The organism is Flavobacterium sp. LC2016-01 (assembly GCF_009711135.1).
GTDB lineage: Bacteria > Bacteroidota > Bacteroidia > Flavobacteriales > Flavobacteriaceae > Flavobacterium.
In genome coordinates this window covers 523,777-541,413 of record NZ_WMIC01000002.1, presented here as the reverse complement: position 1 = coordinate 541,413, position 17,637 = coordinate 523,777, and the positions used below count along the sequence as shown (strand labels likewise).

Here is a 17,637-nt window from a genome sequence, read left to right as displayed (position 1 = left end):
CTTTTACTATTTAAATTTTACAGTCAAACCAAATGCAACACTTCTGGTACGTGGATAAATTCCTTTATCACCACCAAAATTATCATTAGGATCACCACTTCCGCTTATGTTTAATTCTGGATCAACACCTGTGTAATCTGTAATTAACAGCAAATTGTTTCCTGTAAGAGAAAGTCGGATAGAATCAACGTATTTATCAGTAAAACGGAAAGAATATCCGGCAGTAACATTTTCTAAACGTACGAATGAACCATCTTCTAACCATAAATCAGATCCGTATGGAGAAGAAAAAATTCCTTTATCAACCGCACTTTGCAAAACATTAGAACTACCAGTATTTTCCAACATACTTAATCTTTGATTTAGGTTATTGTAGATTTTATTTCCACCAGAACCTCTCCATAACATAGAAGCATCAAAGTTTTTGTGTCTATAAGATGGATTAAATGCAAAAGTATAAGTTGGCAAAGCCGAACCTGCATAATAGCGATCCGGACTTTTTACACCCTGATCAATTATTCCGTTTCCGTCAATATCTGCAACTGTTTCTACACCATTTGAATTTTTACCGGTACTCTGTAAAATATAAAATGACCCAACCGGTTTTCCTTGTACTAATAAAGAGTTTGGTGCTCCCCAGTTTACATAGTCAGTATTTAAAGGAATTCCGTTAATACTACCGCTTAAGTTAAGCACTTCATTTTTCATGAACGATACATTTCCTGCAAGTGTCAAAGTACTGTTGTCAGTTCTGATCACATCATAGGCAAGTGCAACTTCTAAACCTTTGTTTGAAATACTTCCAACATTGGCTTTAATTTTATTATAAGGATAAGGAGGCTGAGGTACAGTGTAATCAAATAGAAGATTATCTGTTCTTGAATCGTAAACATCTACGCTACCTCTTAATCTGTTGTCTAAAAGAGCAAAATCAAGTCCAATGTTAGTTTGTTTTTTAGTTTCCCATTTCAAATCAGCATTGGCATTTTGAGCAATAGTAAAATTGGTGATGATCGATCCTCCAAAATAAATATTTCCAGCGCTATCAACCAATGGCAATGACGTTTGCGGATTAAGACCTTGCTGATTTCCTGTTACACCATATCCAACACGTAATTTCAACTCATTAAACAAAGTTTGATTTGTCATGAATGACTCTTTGTTAATTTGCCATGCTACAGATGCTGAAGGGAAATTCCCCCATTTGTTGTTGGAACCAAATACAGATGAACCATCTCGTCTAATACTTGCGGTAAGTAAATAACGATCTAATAAAGAGTAGTTTAATCTTCCTAAATAAGAAACTAAAGAACGGTCATTTTTATACGTTTTAATATCTCCTGCTCTTACTTTAGACAAATCACCAAACTGCAGTGCATTGTAACTAGCTTCATCACTAATAAAACCTCTTGCCTGAGTAAAACTGCCCTGATACGTTTGGTTTTGCCATTCGTATAAAGCCAAAGCGTTAAAACTATGGATTCCAAAAGTCTTTTTGTAGGTAAGACTAAGATTCGTCAGTTTTTCGTTTTGCCTGTCATTTTTAATGTTGCCAAAGCCGTTCTGCTCCATTGCATAAGCATCAGTTGATCTAGCGGGCATATAATATCCTTCGTTTCTATTGGTCTTTCTCCAGCTTCCAAACCAGTTTGCTGTAAAGCCTTTGCCTAAGTCTAAATCTGCTTTTAAGCTTCCAAATAAATTATCATTTTGAGTTTCACTGGTTACCTCTTGTGCTGCTGCATAAGGGTTTAAATAGTGAAATACAGTTGGATCTGTAAAATAACTTCCATCAGTATTAAAAACCGGATCTGTTGGTCTGGCCAATAATGAATTTGTAATTAGATTTGACGTGTAAGCAACCGTTCCAATACTGCCAATACTGCTTGTTAAATTATTTACTCCAGTATTTAAATTAAAAGTCAATTTTAATTTATCATCAAGCGCCAATTGCGTTGCCTGAATACGGCCAATGTATTTTTGATTACTAGAATTAATTACAACTCCATCTTGCATAATAGCAGTTATAGAAGCTCTGTAATTAAATTTATCAGTTCCGCCACCAAATGAAAGCGTATGTGTTTGTGTAATTCCAGTTTGTGTCAAAAGACCATACCAATCTGTATTTGAACCATGATTTGCAGAGGCTGGAACACCAACACTTTGAGCCGTTTTCCACCATTGGTCAGCATCAAGCATGTCTAATTTTTTTGGAATAAAATCAACTGAAGTTGAGCCTACATATTCCATTGTAGTTTTTCCTGCTTTATTCTTTTTAGTCGTTACGATAATAACTCCAGGTGCTCCTCGAGAACCATAAACTGCAGTTGCAGAAGCATCTTTTAAAATATCTATAGTTTCAATTTCACTTGGCGGAACCTGATTTAATAAATCCATGTTTCCCTGAATTCCATCCACAACTACCAAAGGGTCATTTCCTCCAATTAAAGAAGAAATACCACGAATACGTACACTTGGCCCTGAACCTGGCTCACTACCAATTTGCGTGATATTTACACCGGCAGCTTTACCAGCAATCAATTGCAAAGGATTTACGATTGCACCTTGGTTCATGTCTTTTGCAGTTACTGAAGAAACAGCTCCAGTAACATCTTTTCTTGCTGTAGAACCGTAACCAACAACTACAATTTCCTGTAAGTTTGTGGCATCTGGAATAAGCTGAATATTTATTACGCTTTGATTAGCGATTACTTTTTTCTCTTTGTATCCAACAAAAGTCACTATGATTACAGATTGGCTGCTTTCAACAGTAAGTTTGTATTTTCCGTCAAAATCAGTTACCATACCGTTTTTAGTTCCTTCTTCAATAACCGATGCACCTGGCAAAGGCAATCCGTTTTCATCGGTAATTATACCAGATACAGTTTGTTTTTGGAACGGAATAACTTCCGTTTTAAGTTCCGGCTTTTTTAAGATAATCTGAGTGTCGCGAATTTTAAATTCGGTTGGAGTTCCTTTAAATAGCTTATCTAGAACTACATAAATCGACTGGTCTTTTACATTAATTGAAATCGTTCGATCCAGATCGATATCATTCAATTTGTAAATAAACCTGAAATCTGTTTTTTGTTCTATGGTCTCGATAACCTTTTCGATGGTTGAATTGTTTAATTCCAGCGTTACTTTTGTCTTTTGGGCATAAGTATTTGCTCTGATATTGAACATGGCGACCAAAATAAGTAGTGTAGTTAGTTTCAATTTTAGGTCATTTTGGAACACTCGGTATAAAAACCCAGTATTCTTTGATTTTTTTTTCATAATTTTGTTAATTGATTGTAGTTAATTCGTTATATTCAATCACTTAGTTAATCGGAAATTGTTCGCAGCTCTTTCCGATTTTTTTATTCCCGTAATTTAGTTTCTCATAAGATTGTAGTTGGTTTTAGTGGTTATTTAATTAGTATTTGATTGTCTTTTATAGTGTAATGAATACCATGAATATCATTGAAATAGCTCATAACATTTTCAATAGATTCTTCTTTAAAGCTGGCATTAAATTTTTCGTTGGCTAGTTTTTCATTTTTGTTTACAATTGTAACATTATAGCGTCTTTCCAGTTTTGTAATAATGTTTTTGAAAGTCATATTTCTAAATGTCAAACCGCCATTTATCCACGAAGTGTAGATATCAGTAATTACAGGTTTAGTCGAAATTTTAGTGTTTTCTTTATTGAAACTTCCTTTAAATCCAGGTTTCAAAATGGTGTTTTTAAGTGCATCAAATTCTTCATTTGAATTGTACATTCCAACGGAACCTTCCACTAAAACAACATCGGTTAAAGCATCTTCTGGATAATTTGAAACATTGAAATGCGTTCCTAAAACACGAACATTCAAGTTGTCTGCATTAACGATAAACGGATGTTTTTTGTCTTTGGCAACATCAAAAAAAGCTTCTCCGTCAAGAAATACTTGTCTGTTTTCGCCAGCGATAAATTTTATAGGATATTTTAAAGTTGTTCCCGAGTTTAGATGAACAAATGTCCCGTCAGATAATTGAAGGCGGAATTTTTTTCCGTATGGAATTTTGATTGTATTGTAAACTAATTTTTCTGGATCTGAATTGTTTTCATAAACTAATTTATCTCCGTTCTGATTTCCAACAATATTTCCTTTTGCATCTTTTACAATCGATGAATTTTTTTCAGAAATTACCTGAATATCGCCATTTTCTAATTGCAGTACAATGTCAGTGCTTTTAAAATCAAATTCTTTTTCAGCAGCTTTATTTGAAAGGCTTTGTTTGTAGAAAAAGCCGATTCCTAATAAGATAACAACCGAAGCCGCAATCGAAATGTATTTTCTATAATTCGATCTTCTTGCAGGCATTTCAATTACAGCTTCTTCTTTTTCTTCTTTTGAAGCTGCTAAAATATTCATGAAAATGTCATCAGCAGTTTGCTTGTCCATTTTTGGCATTTCCGATAATAGATTTTGAATATCTTCTACTGTCGGAAAATCATCTGTAAGCTGATTTTTTTTATAATAGGCAATAACCTCGTTTGTTTCTTCGAGTGTACATTGGTTCAAAACAAACTTTTGCAAAAGGCCTTTTATTTCAGAATTTGAATTCATTACGAATTGTTTTTAAGTCGGGGTTCTGATATAATACAGCTGAACTAAAGTTGAGTACTACTCAAACGTTGTAAATTTTTTAATTTTAACATTTTAGAGATTAAATATTTCTCTTAAAAAGATTGTTAATGCCTTATTTTGTTAGGATTAAAGACAAAATAAAAAATTAAAAAAAAATGAAAATTAGATGATTTTCCACAATCTTGTCATCCTTCGTTCCTCAGGATGACAAAGTAAAAAAAAATCACCCGGGAAAGGTGATTTTAATGGTTGATGGTTTTTGGTTTAGATAATCTCATCATGAACTTGAAAAAAGACTCGCATGGATTCCAGTGCTTTGCTCATTTGGTTCTTGACAGTACTTATAGAGATGCCGAGTTCCTGACTTATTTCTTCGTAACTCATGCCTTTCTTTCGGGACATTTTAAAAATTTGCTTTCGCTTGGGGGGTAATTGTTTTATAGCTTGTTTGCGAAGTTTTTTGCAGTCTTCTTCGCGAATCGAATAATCGCCGTATTCATGAGATTTTTGGCTTTCATAAAAAACAGCTTCTTTTAAAACCTTGTCATTTGCTGCTTTGTTCAGCGTATTGAAAGCTTGATTTCTAGCAATTGTAAAAATGTAAGCTTTAAACGACTGTTCTAAATTTAGGTTTTCGCGGTGCTGCCATACCTTCATAAAAACATCCTGAACATTTTCTTCGGCAGCTTCCTTCGACTTTAAAAGGCTTATGCTGTAGCCATAGATATCCTGATAATACAAATCAAAAAGGGCACGAAATGCTTTTTCGCTGCCATTTTTAAGTTCGCTTACCAATAATTTGTCGTTATGATCTCTGGCTTCCAACATTAAATTAATTAGTTTGTATTTAAATCTAATTATATTACGATACTATCAAAATCGATACTCTAATGTGTTGAGTGGTTAGCAAATATATAAAAATATTATTCGCATAAAAAAGTCAAAAATTAAACTTATTTCTGTTTTTTCAAATTTATCATCGTTTAAATCTCAGTAAATACAATGGTAAAATGCTTTTTATCAAGTTAATAACTTTTTGGCAGAAATATTAAAAATTAACTATTATGAATTTCTCTTTTTGAGAATATTCTTATTTCGGGGTAAATGAAATGCGGATTTTTCAATTGACCAGAATCAAAAAATCCTCTTGCTTTTTTTAATAAAAAAGACAAAAGGATTTTAGAAATTGAAATATTAATAAGATCTAAAAATTAAATTTTATTCATTAGTTTTTTAAGTCTTTGATTACTTTAAAAGCAACATCAACTTGGTCTTCTCCCACTAAAATTGTAAATTCATTTGAAGTCGAAATTACCTCGTTTATAATAATTCCTTCCCACGCCAAACGCTGAAAAATGAAATAATAAATCCCAGGAACTACAATATTTTCTTTTGGAAGTTTTACTGTAATTGAAGCTAGATTATCTAGTTTCTGAATAAGTTTTTCGCGCATAAAGTGTTTTTCAACCAAATGATTAACACTACTGCTTACTACAATATTTGTTTCGTTTACTCCACGAGATGAGGTGTAAAAAATATCAGATAAGGCATTAATATCAGAAATCAAATCGGCTTGTTTGTTTAAAACAGTTTCAGATGCCGAAAAAGTGTAATCCGTCAATTCAGAACGAACGGTAATTTCACCAATATTCTTGATTACTTTATTGATTTTATGATTTAATTTGAAATCTAATTCTTCAGTCAGTCTTTTAAGAGACATTACCACAGCACCTTGTTTTACCTCTTTGCCAAATTCACTTTCCAGCTCGGTCATAATGTTCCGAGAAAGAGAAGTTAGGTTGATAATCCCGAGCGATAATGCATTCAATAAAAATGGTTTTGTTTTAATGTAATTTTCGACGATTGATGAAACGGTTTTCATAATTTTTTTTCTTTTTTTTTTGTAACTTAATTGTGTTGGTTTAGTTAATTTGATGTTATAAATCTCTGCAAATATAAATAAAAAAACAAAATGTTACAATTATAACATTAAAAAAATATGTTAAAAATGATAAAAAGCATCAGTAATATGCTCAATTGCAAATGTTTCCTCAGTTTTATGGATAGCAATTATGTCAAAACGAATATTTAGATCATCATTAAAATCCTTTTCCCTATCGTTTATGTAGGCATTTACTGCTTTAATCAGCAGCTGAATCTTTTTTTGTTTAACGAAATCTTGTGGAGAACCAAAATCTAAACTCGATCTTGTCTTTACTTCAACGATGGCCAAAGTAGAATCTTTTTGTGCAATAATATCTATTTCGGCTTTTTGAAAAGTCCAGTTTCGATCTAAAATTTTATAATCGTTTTGTTGAAGAAATTCTACTGCAAGCTCTTCGCCTTTTTTTCCAAGTTCGTTATGTTCTGCCATAGTTTTGTTTTAGTTTCAAGTTTCAGGTTTCAGGTTTTGGGTTTTGGGTTTTTTGCACGCAAAGACGCGAAGTCGCAAAGCTTAATTCAAACTTTGCGACTTCGCGTCTTGCGAGATTTTTATGTGGTATTTATTTCCTTAATTTAAGGAATAGAGGGATTTTTTATTTTTGAAAAGAAACGGTACTTCCAGATGCATTCACATCAATAGAAATTATATTTCCCATAATTAAAGCACGATTGTCCTGAACGTGTCCAGCTGGAAAATTAAAGATAACCGGGATATTGTATTTTTTAGTAACGTCATCAATGATTTCTAATGCATTTTTTCCCCATGGCACTTCGTTATCCTTCATTTTGGTCATACCACCAATAATGATTCCTTTTAAGTTTTCAATACAGCCGTTGCGTTTTAAATTCATCATCATACGATCGATATGATACAAATATTCATCTAAATCTTCAATAAACAAGATTTTATCTTTACAGTCAATTGCCGAAGGAGAACCTAATAAACTATATAAAATAGAAAGGTTTCCGCCCACTAATTCGCCGGTTGCTTTACCAAAACGATTCATTTTATCAGGACCAATAGAGTAGGAAATAGGTTCGCCAAACAAACTCGACTTCATAGAACTAACCGCCGCCGGAGTCGCACGCGGAATCGTCACGGGCATAATACCATGTATAGATTTATAACCCATTGTGTTTAAATGATTGTGCAAAACCGTAACGTCACTAAATCCAATAACCCATTTTGGATGCTGCTTGAATTTGGTGAAATCCAATAAATCTAACATTCTTACAGTTCCATATCCGCCTTTAACACACCAAATTGCTTTAATATTTGGATTGTCTAATTGCTTTTGAAAATCGGCAGCGCGTTGCTCATCTGTTCCCGCCAGCTGATGATAATCCAGACCAATTGTACTTCCAACAACAGCTTCTAATCCCCAGCTGTGAAGTAAATCAATAGTTGGTTTTAAATTATCGTCGATATTTTTTCTGGCAGTTGCCAAAAGAGCGACAGTATCTCCTTTTTGTAAGTAAGGCGGTGTAATCATGATTTGTTGAGATTGACAGTTGATTGTTTGTAAAGCAAAAGTAAGAAATGCGATTTTACAAAAGGCAAAACGTTTCTTGATATTAAAAGTGTTGTTCATGATTTCTCTTGCTTAAAATTTTAAAATTTGGCTAAAAATCAGCCTTTATATTGTTGTTGTAATTCATCCAGCAGAAGCATTAATCCTTTATCTGCTTCTTCAGATTGCACATTAGCAAAGATTATAAAAGCTTTATTAATCGCTGGACAAATATAAACTTTAGTTAAAAATGTTCCCGGATTTCCGTAATGAAAAGAATATTTTAAACCTGATTTTTCATTTATTTCAGAATACCATCCAAAAGAAAATTCGGGTAAACCGGTATGCATTAAATTAAATTCTTCAGCAGATATTATTTTTGATTTGCCTAATAAAGCCTTCAATTGCATTTGAGTAAATTTACAATAATCGGGCAAACTGCAATTTATATTTCCTGCAGATGAAAGCCAGTTTAACTTATAATTTAATGCTGGTTTTTCAGGATTTAAATTTTCATCATGTCCCCAAGGCTGATTTTCGTCAATTACATTTGGCTGTCCAAAACCAAAATCAATGTTTAAGTTTTTGCCCAATTCTTTTGCCAATGTTTCATAACTTTTTCCACTTGCTTTTTCAAGCATCAGCCCAGCGGCAACATAACTCGGATTTGACCGATATAGTTCTTGTCTCTCAGAAACAATTTGATTTTGCTTAAGAAACCAAGAAATAAATTCATATCGTTGCTGTTGATTATTGCCTTTAATTTCTTTTTGGAGCGGCGTTTCATTTCCATATGACCAAGTAGGAATGGGAGCTCTAAATGTCAGGAAATCTTTCAATGTAACATTGTAAAGACCAGGATTGCTGTTTGCTTTTAATTCTGGATATAAGTCGAAGAATTTAGTGTCCAGTTTTATTTTTCCTTCTTTAACCAAAATCATTGCAATGTAGCTTGTGATGGTTTTTGTTAAAGATCCTAATCGAAATTTATCATCAATTTTTGCCTTGTAAGAAGAATTAATCCGCTGATATCCCAAAGTTTGAATTTCGAATATCGAATCTGAAGAAACTACAGCATATGCTAATTCGGGAATTTTATATTTTATTCTGATATTTTCTGCTGAAAGACTATTTTTTTGCCCGTACGAAGTTGCTAAAATGCTAAAGAAGAAGACGAAAGAGACAATTTTTTTCATTTACAGGAATATCAGATTTTGTAAGCAAGTTACGGGACATTTCTAGAGAAACCAATATATAAATCAAAAATAAAATAATATAAATTTCTTACAAAATATTTTTCTGTGTAAATTGTGGTTTTAAATATTCAATTGAAATTTATGCGCCGATTTATAAAGTTTTACGTTTTATCACTTTTTTCAATTTCTTCCTTATTTGCTCAATCTAAAAAGTATGTTGTTCATACAGTAGCTTTTTACAATTTTGAAAATCTTTTTGATACAATTGATGATCCAAATACAAGTGATGACGAATGGACACCCGCAGGAGCACAGCATTGGACAAAAGAAAAGTATGAGCAAAAACTAAAAAACCTTTCACGAGTTCTTTCAGAAATTGGAACTGCAGAAAATTCAAATGCGCCGACTTTAATTGGCTGTTCTGAAATTGAAAACAGAGGTGTTCTCGAAGATCTAATAAAACAAGAAAAAATAGTTGGTTACGATTACGGAATTATTCATTTTGATTCGCCTGATCAACGTGGCATTGATGTAGCGCTTTTGTATCAAAAGAAATATTTCAGACCCACTTCTTTTTCTAATATTCCATTATTAATTTATAAAAACAAACCGGTTCTTGAGGAAAATAATAATGAGGACTTAGGAGATGTTGAAGCCAAAATTGATGTTAAAAACCGAGTTTTTACTAGGGATCAGCTTTTAGTAACTGGTTTTTTAGATAATGAAGAAGTACATATTATTGTCAATCACTGGCCTTCGAGATCTGGAGGAGAAAAAGCCAGCAGTTCTTATCGCGAAGCGGCTGGAAAACTAAACAGAAAAATAATTGATTCTTTACAACAAATAAACCCAATGGCAAAAGCTATAACAATGGGAGATTTAAACGACGGGCCTTTTAATAAAAGTATAAAAATGGCTTTAGGAGCAAAATCTAAAAAGGTTGAAGTTCCAGAATTTGGTGTTTATAATCCATTCGAAGAAATGGCTGAAAAAGGATTGGGAACTCTAGCTTTCCGTGATTCGTGGGATATTTTTGACCAAATTATGATGACAAAATCTTTTATTGAACCTGATTTTTCAAGTTTTAAATTTTGGAAAGCAGGGATTTTCAACAAGCCTTATCTTATTCAAACTTCTGGAAAATATAAAGGATACCCGTTAAGAAATTCACTAACCGAAGCAGGTTTTAGTGATCATTTTCCGGTTTATGTTTATCTCATACGTGAGAAATTGTAGAGACGCACAGCAGTGCGTCTAGGTTGCCATGATCAAAATCGATAAGACGCACTGCTGTGCGTCTCTACAAATTCGTTACCTTAGCTTTTCATAAATTCTGAAAAAAATGGCTATAGCAAAACCATTCAATCTAACAAAATGGATTGAAGAAAACCGACACTTACTAAAACCGCCAGTTGGAAATAAAAATCTTTATGTTGATTCAGGCGATTATATTGTAATGATTGTTGCCGGACCAAACGCACGAAAAGATTATCATTATAACGAAACCGAAGAACTTTTTTATCAATTAGAGGGAAGTATAAAAGTCGTTATTCAAGAAGATGGCGAGCGCAAAGAAATGGAATTAAATGCCGGCGATATGTATTTGCATCCCGCTAAAATTCCGCATTCTCCAGTTCGTTCCGAAGGTTCAATTGGATTGGTTATTGAACGCAAACGTGCCGGAAAAGGATATATTGACGGACTTCTTTGGCATTGTGATAATTGCAATCACAAACTTTATGAAGTGTATTTTGAATTGCATAATATAGAAAAAGACTTTCTTCCTCATTTCGAACATTTTTACAATTCAGAAGAATTAAGAACCTGCGATAAATGTGGAACTGTAATGGAAACTGATCCGAGATTTACGGCTAAAAAGTAGTTTTAATTTTAATATATTCAAACCCTACAGATTTTTAAAACCTGTAGGGTTTTTTAGTGAATTTTCATTCAAAAAGAAGTTTTTGTATTGTTTTTGATTTATATTTGTATCATAAATGATATAAAAACGCATATATTATGATACAAGAAATTATTGCTTATAAAAAAATTGTTAATGGTATTGAAGATTTGATGAATAAATCTCCATTTAAAAAAAGCTACATTATTGAGCAAATAGGTATTCCAAGTCCAACATTTTATCGTAAGTTAAAAACTCAAACTTTTTCGGCAGATGAAATGCTTTCAATCGCAAAAATTCTTTCTCCAGAAGAAAATTTTAGATTAGAATTAAAAGCTGATATTGAACAAGGAAAACTTGATTTGAAAAATGGAGATTTTATAACACATGAAGAAATGTTAGCTGAATTAAAAAGTAAAAACCTAATATAGAATTACAAGTCAATAATGTTTATTGGTTTTTGACGATTGTTATAAAAAGAGATTAATTCCAGATAGTCTTTCTCTGTTTGATAGTATAAAGTGATCTGTCTGGAAATAGCTATTTCTCTACATTTTAAGTTTGTGTTGTATTTCCCAAGCATTGGGTTTACTTCTAATAGGCTCAAAACGTGCAAAACATCTTTGATGAATTTTTGAGCTATTAATGGAGACCAAAAATAGTCTAGATAATTTTGAATATTATAAAAAGTGTAATTTGCTTTTTTAGACCAAACAATTTTCATTAATAAAAATTTATTCAGCTAAAATATAAAAAAATACTTACAAAAATATTTTCTATAGCTCAAACTTTTTCCCTTGCTCAGGATAAATAATCTTCAAACCTAAATCATTTTGATTTTTTAACTGCTCTTTAATCTTAACAATATTTTTAGCGGGTGGTTTTAAGTGAGTAATAATAATTGTGAAGTTGTTTAAAGAACCTTTTCCTGCTAATTCTTCTAAAATATGAAGTTCACTCATTAAGTGATTCGGAGTTAAGTGTCCGAATAAAAACTTGTCCGGCTGTTCGTTAGGGAAAGAAACTTCGATGAAAATACCTTTCAATTGTTTGCTTTGGACCAAAGGCGCAATAGCAGTCCATAAAGCTTTAAGTTTGTCGCTTTTTTCAACAGAATCTGGACCAGTGTCACCTAAATATAAAGCATAAGAATCTTCACTTTTAACTAGAAAAGCAGTACTTTCAAAGGGATTAACATGGCTTAAGGGAAAAGCTTTTACTGTCATTTTTGTATTGGAAATAGGAGTTTCTTCACCTAAATTCAAAGTTTGAAAATGATATTTTTTTAATGGAAATCCCACGCCTTTATCTCCAAAATTGGCCCAAGTTTGGTCGTTGAAATAATGATTTTCCATCATTTCCATGCATTTTTCAGTTGCATAAATTGTTTTGGAAGAATCGGCAGGGGAATTTATAATTAATCCCGAAACATGATCTAAATGCGCATGCGAAATCAAATAACCTTTTATATACTTTTTTAAAACTTCGCTGGTTGAAACTTTAAAAACTTTATTTTCAATTGCTTTTTCAATTCCGGCATTTATAGTTCCGGCATCCAAACAGATAAAATCTTTAGTGTTAACTGGAGCTAATAAATAAGCCGAAAGATTTTTTTCGTCAATTCCTCCTTTTATTCCTAGCGGAACTACTTGAAAAGATGGTTTTTGCTCTTTTTGAGAAAATGCGTTAAACGAAATCAATACAAAACAAAGTAAAAGCCTACTGAAATTGATCATATTATTAAGGTATTAGAAGTGCAAATTTCATCAAATAAATTCAATAAATCAGGCTTAAAAGCTGTTATTAGTATTAAATAATCTTAATTTTACTCTTGCTTAAGATTTTATTTTCAGTTTGAAATTAATTCTAAAAGAATATCTTTACATAAAAAAATATAACAATTTTAACTAAAAAAGTTACAATGACAACAATAGCATCACAATTTGGCATGAACGAAGCGCTGGAAAAACTTGGCATTAAGCTGGTTAATGACGGAACTTCAACTGGAACAGAAAACTTTTCTTCTGGAGAAATTTTAGATAGCTTTTCGCCTGTTGACGGAAAATTAATTGCATCGGTAAAAACTTCTACTTTAGAAGATTATGAAAAAGTAATGCGTACAGCAACAGAAGCTTTTAAAACATTTAGATTGATTCCTGCACCGCAGCGTGGTGAAATTGTACGTCAGTTTGGCGAAAAATTGCGCCAGAATAAAGAAGCTTTAGGAAAATTGGTTTCTTATGAAATGGGAAAATCATTGCAGGAAGGTTATGGCGAAGTTCAGGAAATGATCGATATCTGTGATTTTGCTGTTGGTTTATCACGTCAATTACACGGACTGACAATGCATTCTGAAAGACCAGGACATCGTATGTACGAGCAATATCATCCGTTAGGAGTTGTCGGAATTATTTCGGCATTTAATTTTCCGGTTGCAGTTTGGTCTTGGAACACAGCTTTAGCATGGATATCTGGAGACGTGTGTGTTTGGAAACCTTCTGAAAAAACGCCTCTTTGCGGTATTGCTTGTCAAAATATAATTGCTCAGGTTATTAAAGAAAATAATCTTCCGGAAGGAATTTCGTGTTTAATTAATGGAGATTATCAAGTAGGAGAATTATTGACAAAAGATACACGTATTCCGCTAATTTCTGCAACAGGGTCTACCAGAATGGGTAAAATTGTAGCACAGGCCGTTGCCGGAAGATTAGGAAAATCATTATTAGAGTTAGGAGGAAACAATGCCATTATTGTAACTCCGGATGCTGATATTAAAATGACAGTTATTGGTGCTGTTTTTGGCGCTGTTGGAACGGCTGGACAGCGTTGTACTTCGACAAGAAGATTGATTATTCACGAAAGTATTTATGATAAAGTAAAAGAAGCATTGGTTGCAGCTTACAAACAATTAAGAATCGGAAATCCGCTTGACGAAAATAATCATGTTGGACCGCTTATTGATACGCACGCAGTTGAGCAGTATGCAGTAGCTTTAAATAGAGTAGTTGCCGAAGGTGGAAAAGTTTTGGTTGAAGGCGGTGTTCTTTCTGGCGAAGGTTACGAAAGCGGCTGTTACGTTAAACCTGCAATTGCAGAGGCTGAGAATTCATTTGCAATTGTACAGCACGAAACTTTTGCTCCTGTTTTATATTTGATTAAATATGCTGGAGATGTTGATAGTGCAATTGAAATTCAAAATGGAGTTGCACAGGGATTGTCTTCTGCAATAATGACGAATAATCTACGTGAAGCCGAAAGATTTTTATCGGTTACGGGTTCTGACTGTGGAATTGCAAACGTAAATATCGGAACTTCTGGTGCAGAAATCGGTGGTGCTTTTGGTGGAGAAAAAGAAACTGGAGGAGGCCGTGAATCTGGTTCTGATGCATGGAAAATATACATGCGCCGTCAAACAAATACAATCAATTACACAACGAATCTTCCATTGGCACAAGGGATTAAATTCGATTTATAACATTCTCCGTTATAAAATAAATAGCAAAGGCTTCCATTATAGGAAGCCTTTTACATTTAAAATTGAGTTAGTTAAGCTAGTTTTGTTGCTTTATTTTTTTAGAATTGTTTGATTAAAAGAACCATCACTAGTGTAAACTTTTACTAGATAGGTTCCTGAAATCAATTCGTTTAAGTCAATGCTTTCTGCATTCTTTCCGGCACTTTTTACTAAAGTTCCAGACATATTATAAACCAAAACTTGTTCTATTGTTTGAGTTGATTTCGAAATATATAAAACATCAGTTACTGGATTTGGATATAAAAGGACTTTTGAAGTTTCTGGTTCTGCAGCAACTTCAGCTGTTTTAGCCATTCTTAAAGTGCTTCCCGAATTATATTGTGTACTAATATAAAACAGATTTGCGACAGAACCTTTTGTAATACTGTGCGAACCCGCTGCAATTGATGCCGTTACTATACCTGCAGAAGCAGTATAAGAAACATTGTCAACTTTGATTGTTCCAGTAAAATTTGAATCAAATACTAAGGTTAATGTTGAAGCGCTTGTTGTTGTATAGGTTATAGTAGTGCTTGTTTCAATTTTTAAACGGGCAGTCAATGTTAGTCCGTTATAAGTTACGGAACCATTGGTCGAGTTCATATTTCCTGTAATAGTATAAAACGAGCTTGTTTTTCCAGAAGTTGTGAAATTATGAATTTCATCTCCGCTCGGTGTTCCCGTGTTAACTGTAATTGTTCCTGAACCAGTTGCAATTGTTCCAGTTCCAGAAGTTGCGATCGAATAGGAAACTGTTGCAGTAGGTGTTCCGGTAATCGTAATTGTTTTTGCAGTCGTGTTTTTTGTAAAGCTAATTCCAGATGCTGGCAAGCCGGTTACTGTTGCATCGGTTGCAGTACCACCCCAAGTGAAAACAATTGAACTTATTGCTGTTCCGCTGGTAACGGTCTGATTGTTATTTACAGTTGAAGTCAGTGTCTGTGTCCCAGCTGTTGTAACCGTTATTGTTCCTGTAGCTGTTGTTGCTGTGCCGGTTCCGATTGTCGCAATTGAATACGAAAGCGTTGCTGTAGGTGTTCCGGTAATTGTAATTGTTTTTGCTGTTGTGTTTTTTACAAAACTAATTCCAGATGCTGGTAATCCTGTCACACTTGCGTCCGTGGCGTCACCGCCCCAAGTAAACACGATAGAAGAAATAGCGGTTCCGCTTGCTACTGTCTGGTTTTCGTTGCCTGTCGAGCTAAGTGTCTGTGAACTTACAGGAGGATTTCCTTCACCTTGAACGGCTACTAAAGTTCCTGTATAGTTTGTAAGCGCCGTTTTAAGTGCCGTGATAACAAGCGATGAAGTATCATCGACACTATTGTCAAATATCCATTTTAAATCTCCTCCAGAAACACGGCCTGCATATTGAGTCACTTTTGTTTTTGCCGCAGCGGGCTGATCGATTACCAGATTTTTTACATATAATGAGGCATCTGTATCAAAATTGTTATAAGAATTTGCGCCTGATTTTGATTTGATTGAGCTGCTTACAGTTTCTCCTCTTGATGTCGCCAAATAAACATCAAAATCTGTGGCAGAGCTTATTTTTCCAGAAATATTGTATAACGGATTCGGATCGTTGTAAGCTACAAAACGCATATTGTTTGTTCCGTTTGAAGCATCAAAAGTGTTATTGTAAGCTTTTATAAATCCGCCCGCTTCACCAGAAAACGTTCCCATTGTTCCAGCATTATTAACTTGATTGGCTTCATCCCAAATGTCTGTTCCTTGCAATGAAGTCAGCATTGGATGTTTGCTATTTCTGAAATAATTTCCTTCAACAAAAAGTGAAGATCCCATTGTCGATCCAGCGCCATATTTTGCATTTCCATCATAATAATTATTGTAAATGTGGGCAGAATAATAGCGAACACGTGGATGACGAGAATCGGAGTGATCAAACCAGTTATGATGATATGTGATGTATAAACCAGTTGTAGTTCCTTCGCTCAAACCTAAAAGACTCGCTTTTCCATTGTCCCAAAAATGATTGTAAGACAAAGTAATATAAGTAGAAGATTTATTGTCCAATGCACCGTCGCCTTTTATCTGATCCGCATCGCTTCCAGCATTTCCATAAAACAAGTCACAGTTGTGAACCCAGATATGATCGTTATCTTGCTGCATACCAACATTATCTCCTGCAGTACTATTGCAGTTCATAAAACCAAGATTGCTGACTTCTATATTTGAAGCTGATTTAAGACGAACGCCCCAGCCATTTGCAACAGCATCGTTTCCTATCCCTTCGATTGTTACATAACTTGATGCATTGTTTGCGTTTTCAATCACAACGTCACCGCCTTCCATTACAGTCATATCTGTAATATTCCCAATTAATCTGATGATAAATGGACGCGTGTCTTTTCCCTTTTTAATTGCGTATAAAATATTTTGAAGACCTACACAAGGATTCGCGCTTGCTCCAGTAATATTCATCGAAATAGTGTTTTTTGTATTCTGCGTGATGTAAAGAATTACTGCATTGTCCTTTGGAGTTCCATCCGCTTTGTACCCGCCCGGAACTCTTCCGCTTTCAAATGCAAATCCATTTCGGTCTTGTGCGGCGACAGTTAGTGCGCCTGTTGTAGCGCCAGTTCCTTCAGCTCCAGAAATAACTGGTTTTACTTTGATGGTGTAAGATCCAGCTTTTAGTCCTGGAATGTCAGCACGAAAATAACTTCCGTAACTCCTAATAAGTTGGTCATCAATTTTTTGATCTGTGATTCCATTGCCCGAATAATAAACGTTGTAGCTTTGCGCGCCGCTTACGGGCTGCCATTTTACAAAAGCAGATTCAAGCCAGCCTGATGCTTCTGAAATTGAGACTTGCTGTGCCCAAGTTTGAAGGCTCACAAGAAAAACGAAAATAAAAAGTAGGTTTTTTTTCATAATTGGTTTGGTTAAAAAGTTAGTAATAGTAATTCGTGGTTTTTAATTATCTTTTACA

Annotated in this window: 14 protein-coding genes; 4 read left to right on the top strand and 10 right to left on the bottom strand. The window is 33.8% G+C overall.

Features of this window, described 5'->3' with window-relative positions:
• Positions 1-6: 6 nt before the first annotated feature.
• The 7 genes from GKZ88_RS06695 to GKZ88_RS06665 form a co-directional block, all read right to left on the bottom strand.
• Positions 7-3,219 carry a TonB-dependent receptor gene (locus GKZ88_RS06695; protein WP_230392469.1) on the bottom strand — a complete coding sequence of 1,071 codons (3,213 nt, stop codon included), beginning with the start codon at positions 3,217-3,219 and terminating at the stop codon, positions 7-9.
• A gap of 191 nt (positions 3,220-3,410) precedes the next feature.
• Positions 3,411-4,595 carry a FecR family protein gene (locus tag GKZ88_RS06690; protein WP_155101602.1) on the bottom strand — a complete coding sequence of 395 codons (1,185 nt, stop codon included), beginning with the start codon at positions 4,593-4,595 and terminating at the stop codon, positions 3,411-3,413.
• Between the two features lie 285 nt (positions 4,596-4,880).
• Complete coding sequence (locus GKZ88_RS06685; RefSeq protein ID WP_155101601.1) at positions 4,881-5,444, bottom strand: RNA polymerase sigma-70 factor; 564 nt, start codon at positions 5,442-5,444, stop codon at positions 4,881-4,883.
• A gap of 397 nt (positions 5,445-5,841) precedes the next feature.
• Positions 5,842-6,498 (bottom strand): aspartate kinase, encoded by a 657-nt coding sequence (locus tag GKZ88_RS06680; protein ID WP_155101600.1) that lies wholly within the window; start codon positions 6,496-6,498, stop codon positions 5,842-5,844.
• Between the two features lie 120 nt (positions 6,499-6,618).
• Positions 6,619-6,990, bottom strand: a complete 372-nt coding sequence (locus GKZ88_RS06675; protein WP_155101599.1) for a YraN family protein — start codon at positions 6,988-6,990, stop codon at positions 6,619-6,621.
• Between the two features lie 163 nt (positions 6,991-7,153).
• Positions 7,154-8,053, bottom strand: a complete 900-nt coding sequence (locus GKZ88_RS06670) for an LD-carboxypeptidase (RefSeq protein WP_155101676.1) — start codon at positions 8,051-8,053, stop codon at positions 7,154-7,156.
• Positions 8,054-8,190: 137 nt separating this feature from the next.
• On the bottom strand, positions 8,191-9,267 hold the full coding sequence (locus GKZ88_RS06665; RefSeq protein ID WP_155101598.1) for a serine hydrolase: 1,077 nt from the start codon (positions 9,265-9,267) through the stop codon (positions 8,191-8,193).
• A gap of 141 nt (positions 9,268-9,408) precedes the next feature.
• On the opposite strand from GKZ88_RS06665, the gene GKZ88_RS06660 reads away from it, so the two are divergent.
• From GKZ88_RS06660 to GKZ88_RS06650, 3 genes are all read left to right on the top strand, one after another.
• Positions 9,409-10,503: an endonuclease/exonuclease/phosphatase family protein gene (locus tag GKZ88_RS06660; protein ID WP_155101597.1), complete on the top strand. Its 1,095-nt coding sequence runs from the start codon at positions 9,409-9,411 to the stop codon at positions 10,501-10,503.
• A gap of 106 nt (positions 10,504-10,609) precedes the next feature.
• Positions 10,610-11,149 (top strand): 3-hydroxyanthranilate 3,4-dioxygenase, encoded by a 540-nt coding sequence (locus GKZ88_RS06655; protein ID WP_155101596.1) that lies wholly within the window; start codon positions 10,610-10,612, stop codon positions 11,147-11,149.
• Between the two features lie 137 nt (positions 11,150-11,286).
• Positions 11,287-11,598, top strand: a complete 312-nt coding sequence (locus GKZ88_RS06650) for a hypothetical protein (RefSeq protein WP_155101595.1) — start codon at positions 11,287-11,289, stop codon at positions 11,596-11,598.
• A gap of 2 nt (positions 11,599-11,600) precedes the next feature.
• Here GKZ88_RS06650 and GKZ88_RS06645 read toward each other — a convergent pair whose 3' ends face one another.
• The gene (locus GKZ88_RS06645; protein WP_155101594.1) at positions 11,601-11,891 is read right to left on the bottom strand and encodes a type II toxin-antitoxin system RelE/ParE family toxin; all 291 of its coding nucleotides are present in this window, start codon (positions 11,889-11,891) and stop codon (positions 11,601-11,603) included.
• Between the two features lie 52 nt (positions 11,892-11,943).
• Positions 11,944-12,903, bottom strand: a complete 960-nt coding sequence (locus GKZ88_RS06640; RefSeq protein WP_155101593.1) for a 3',5'-cyclic-nucleotide phosphodiesterase — start codon at positions 12,901-12,903, stop codon at positions 11,944-11,946.
• A gap of 185 nt (positions 12,904-13,088) precedes the next feature.
• Here GKZ88_RS06640 and GKZ88_RS06635 point away from each other — a divergent pair, with 185 nt between their 5' ends.
• A complete protein-coding gene (locus tag GKZ88_RS06635) occupies positions 13,089-14,642 on the top strand; it encodes an aldehyde dehydrogenase family protein (RefSeq protein WP_155101592.1) in 1,554 nt (517 codons plus the stop codon).
• 90 nt (positions 14,643-14,732) lie between these two features.
• On the opposite strand, the gene GKZ88_RS06630 is transcribed toward GKZ88_RS06635, so the two are convergent.
• Complete coding sequence (locus tag GKZ88_RS06630; protein WP_155101591.1) at positions 14,733-17,579, bottom strand: T9SS type A sorting domain-containing protein; 2,847 nt, start codon at positions 17,577-17,579, stop codon at positions 14,733-14,735.
• Positions 17,580-17,637: the final 58 nt, after the last annotated feature.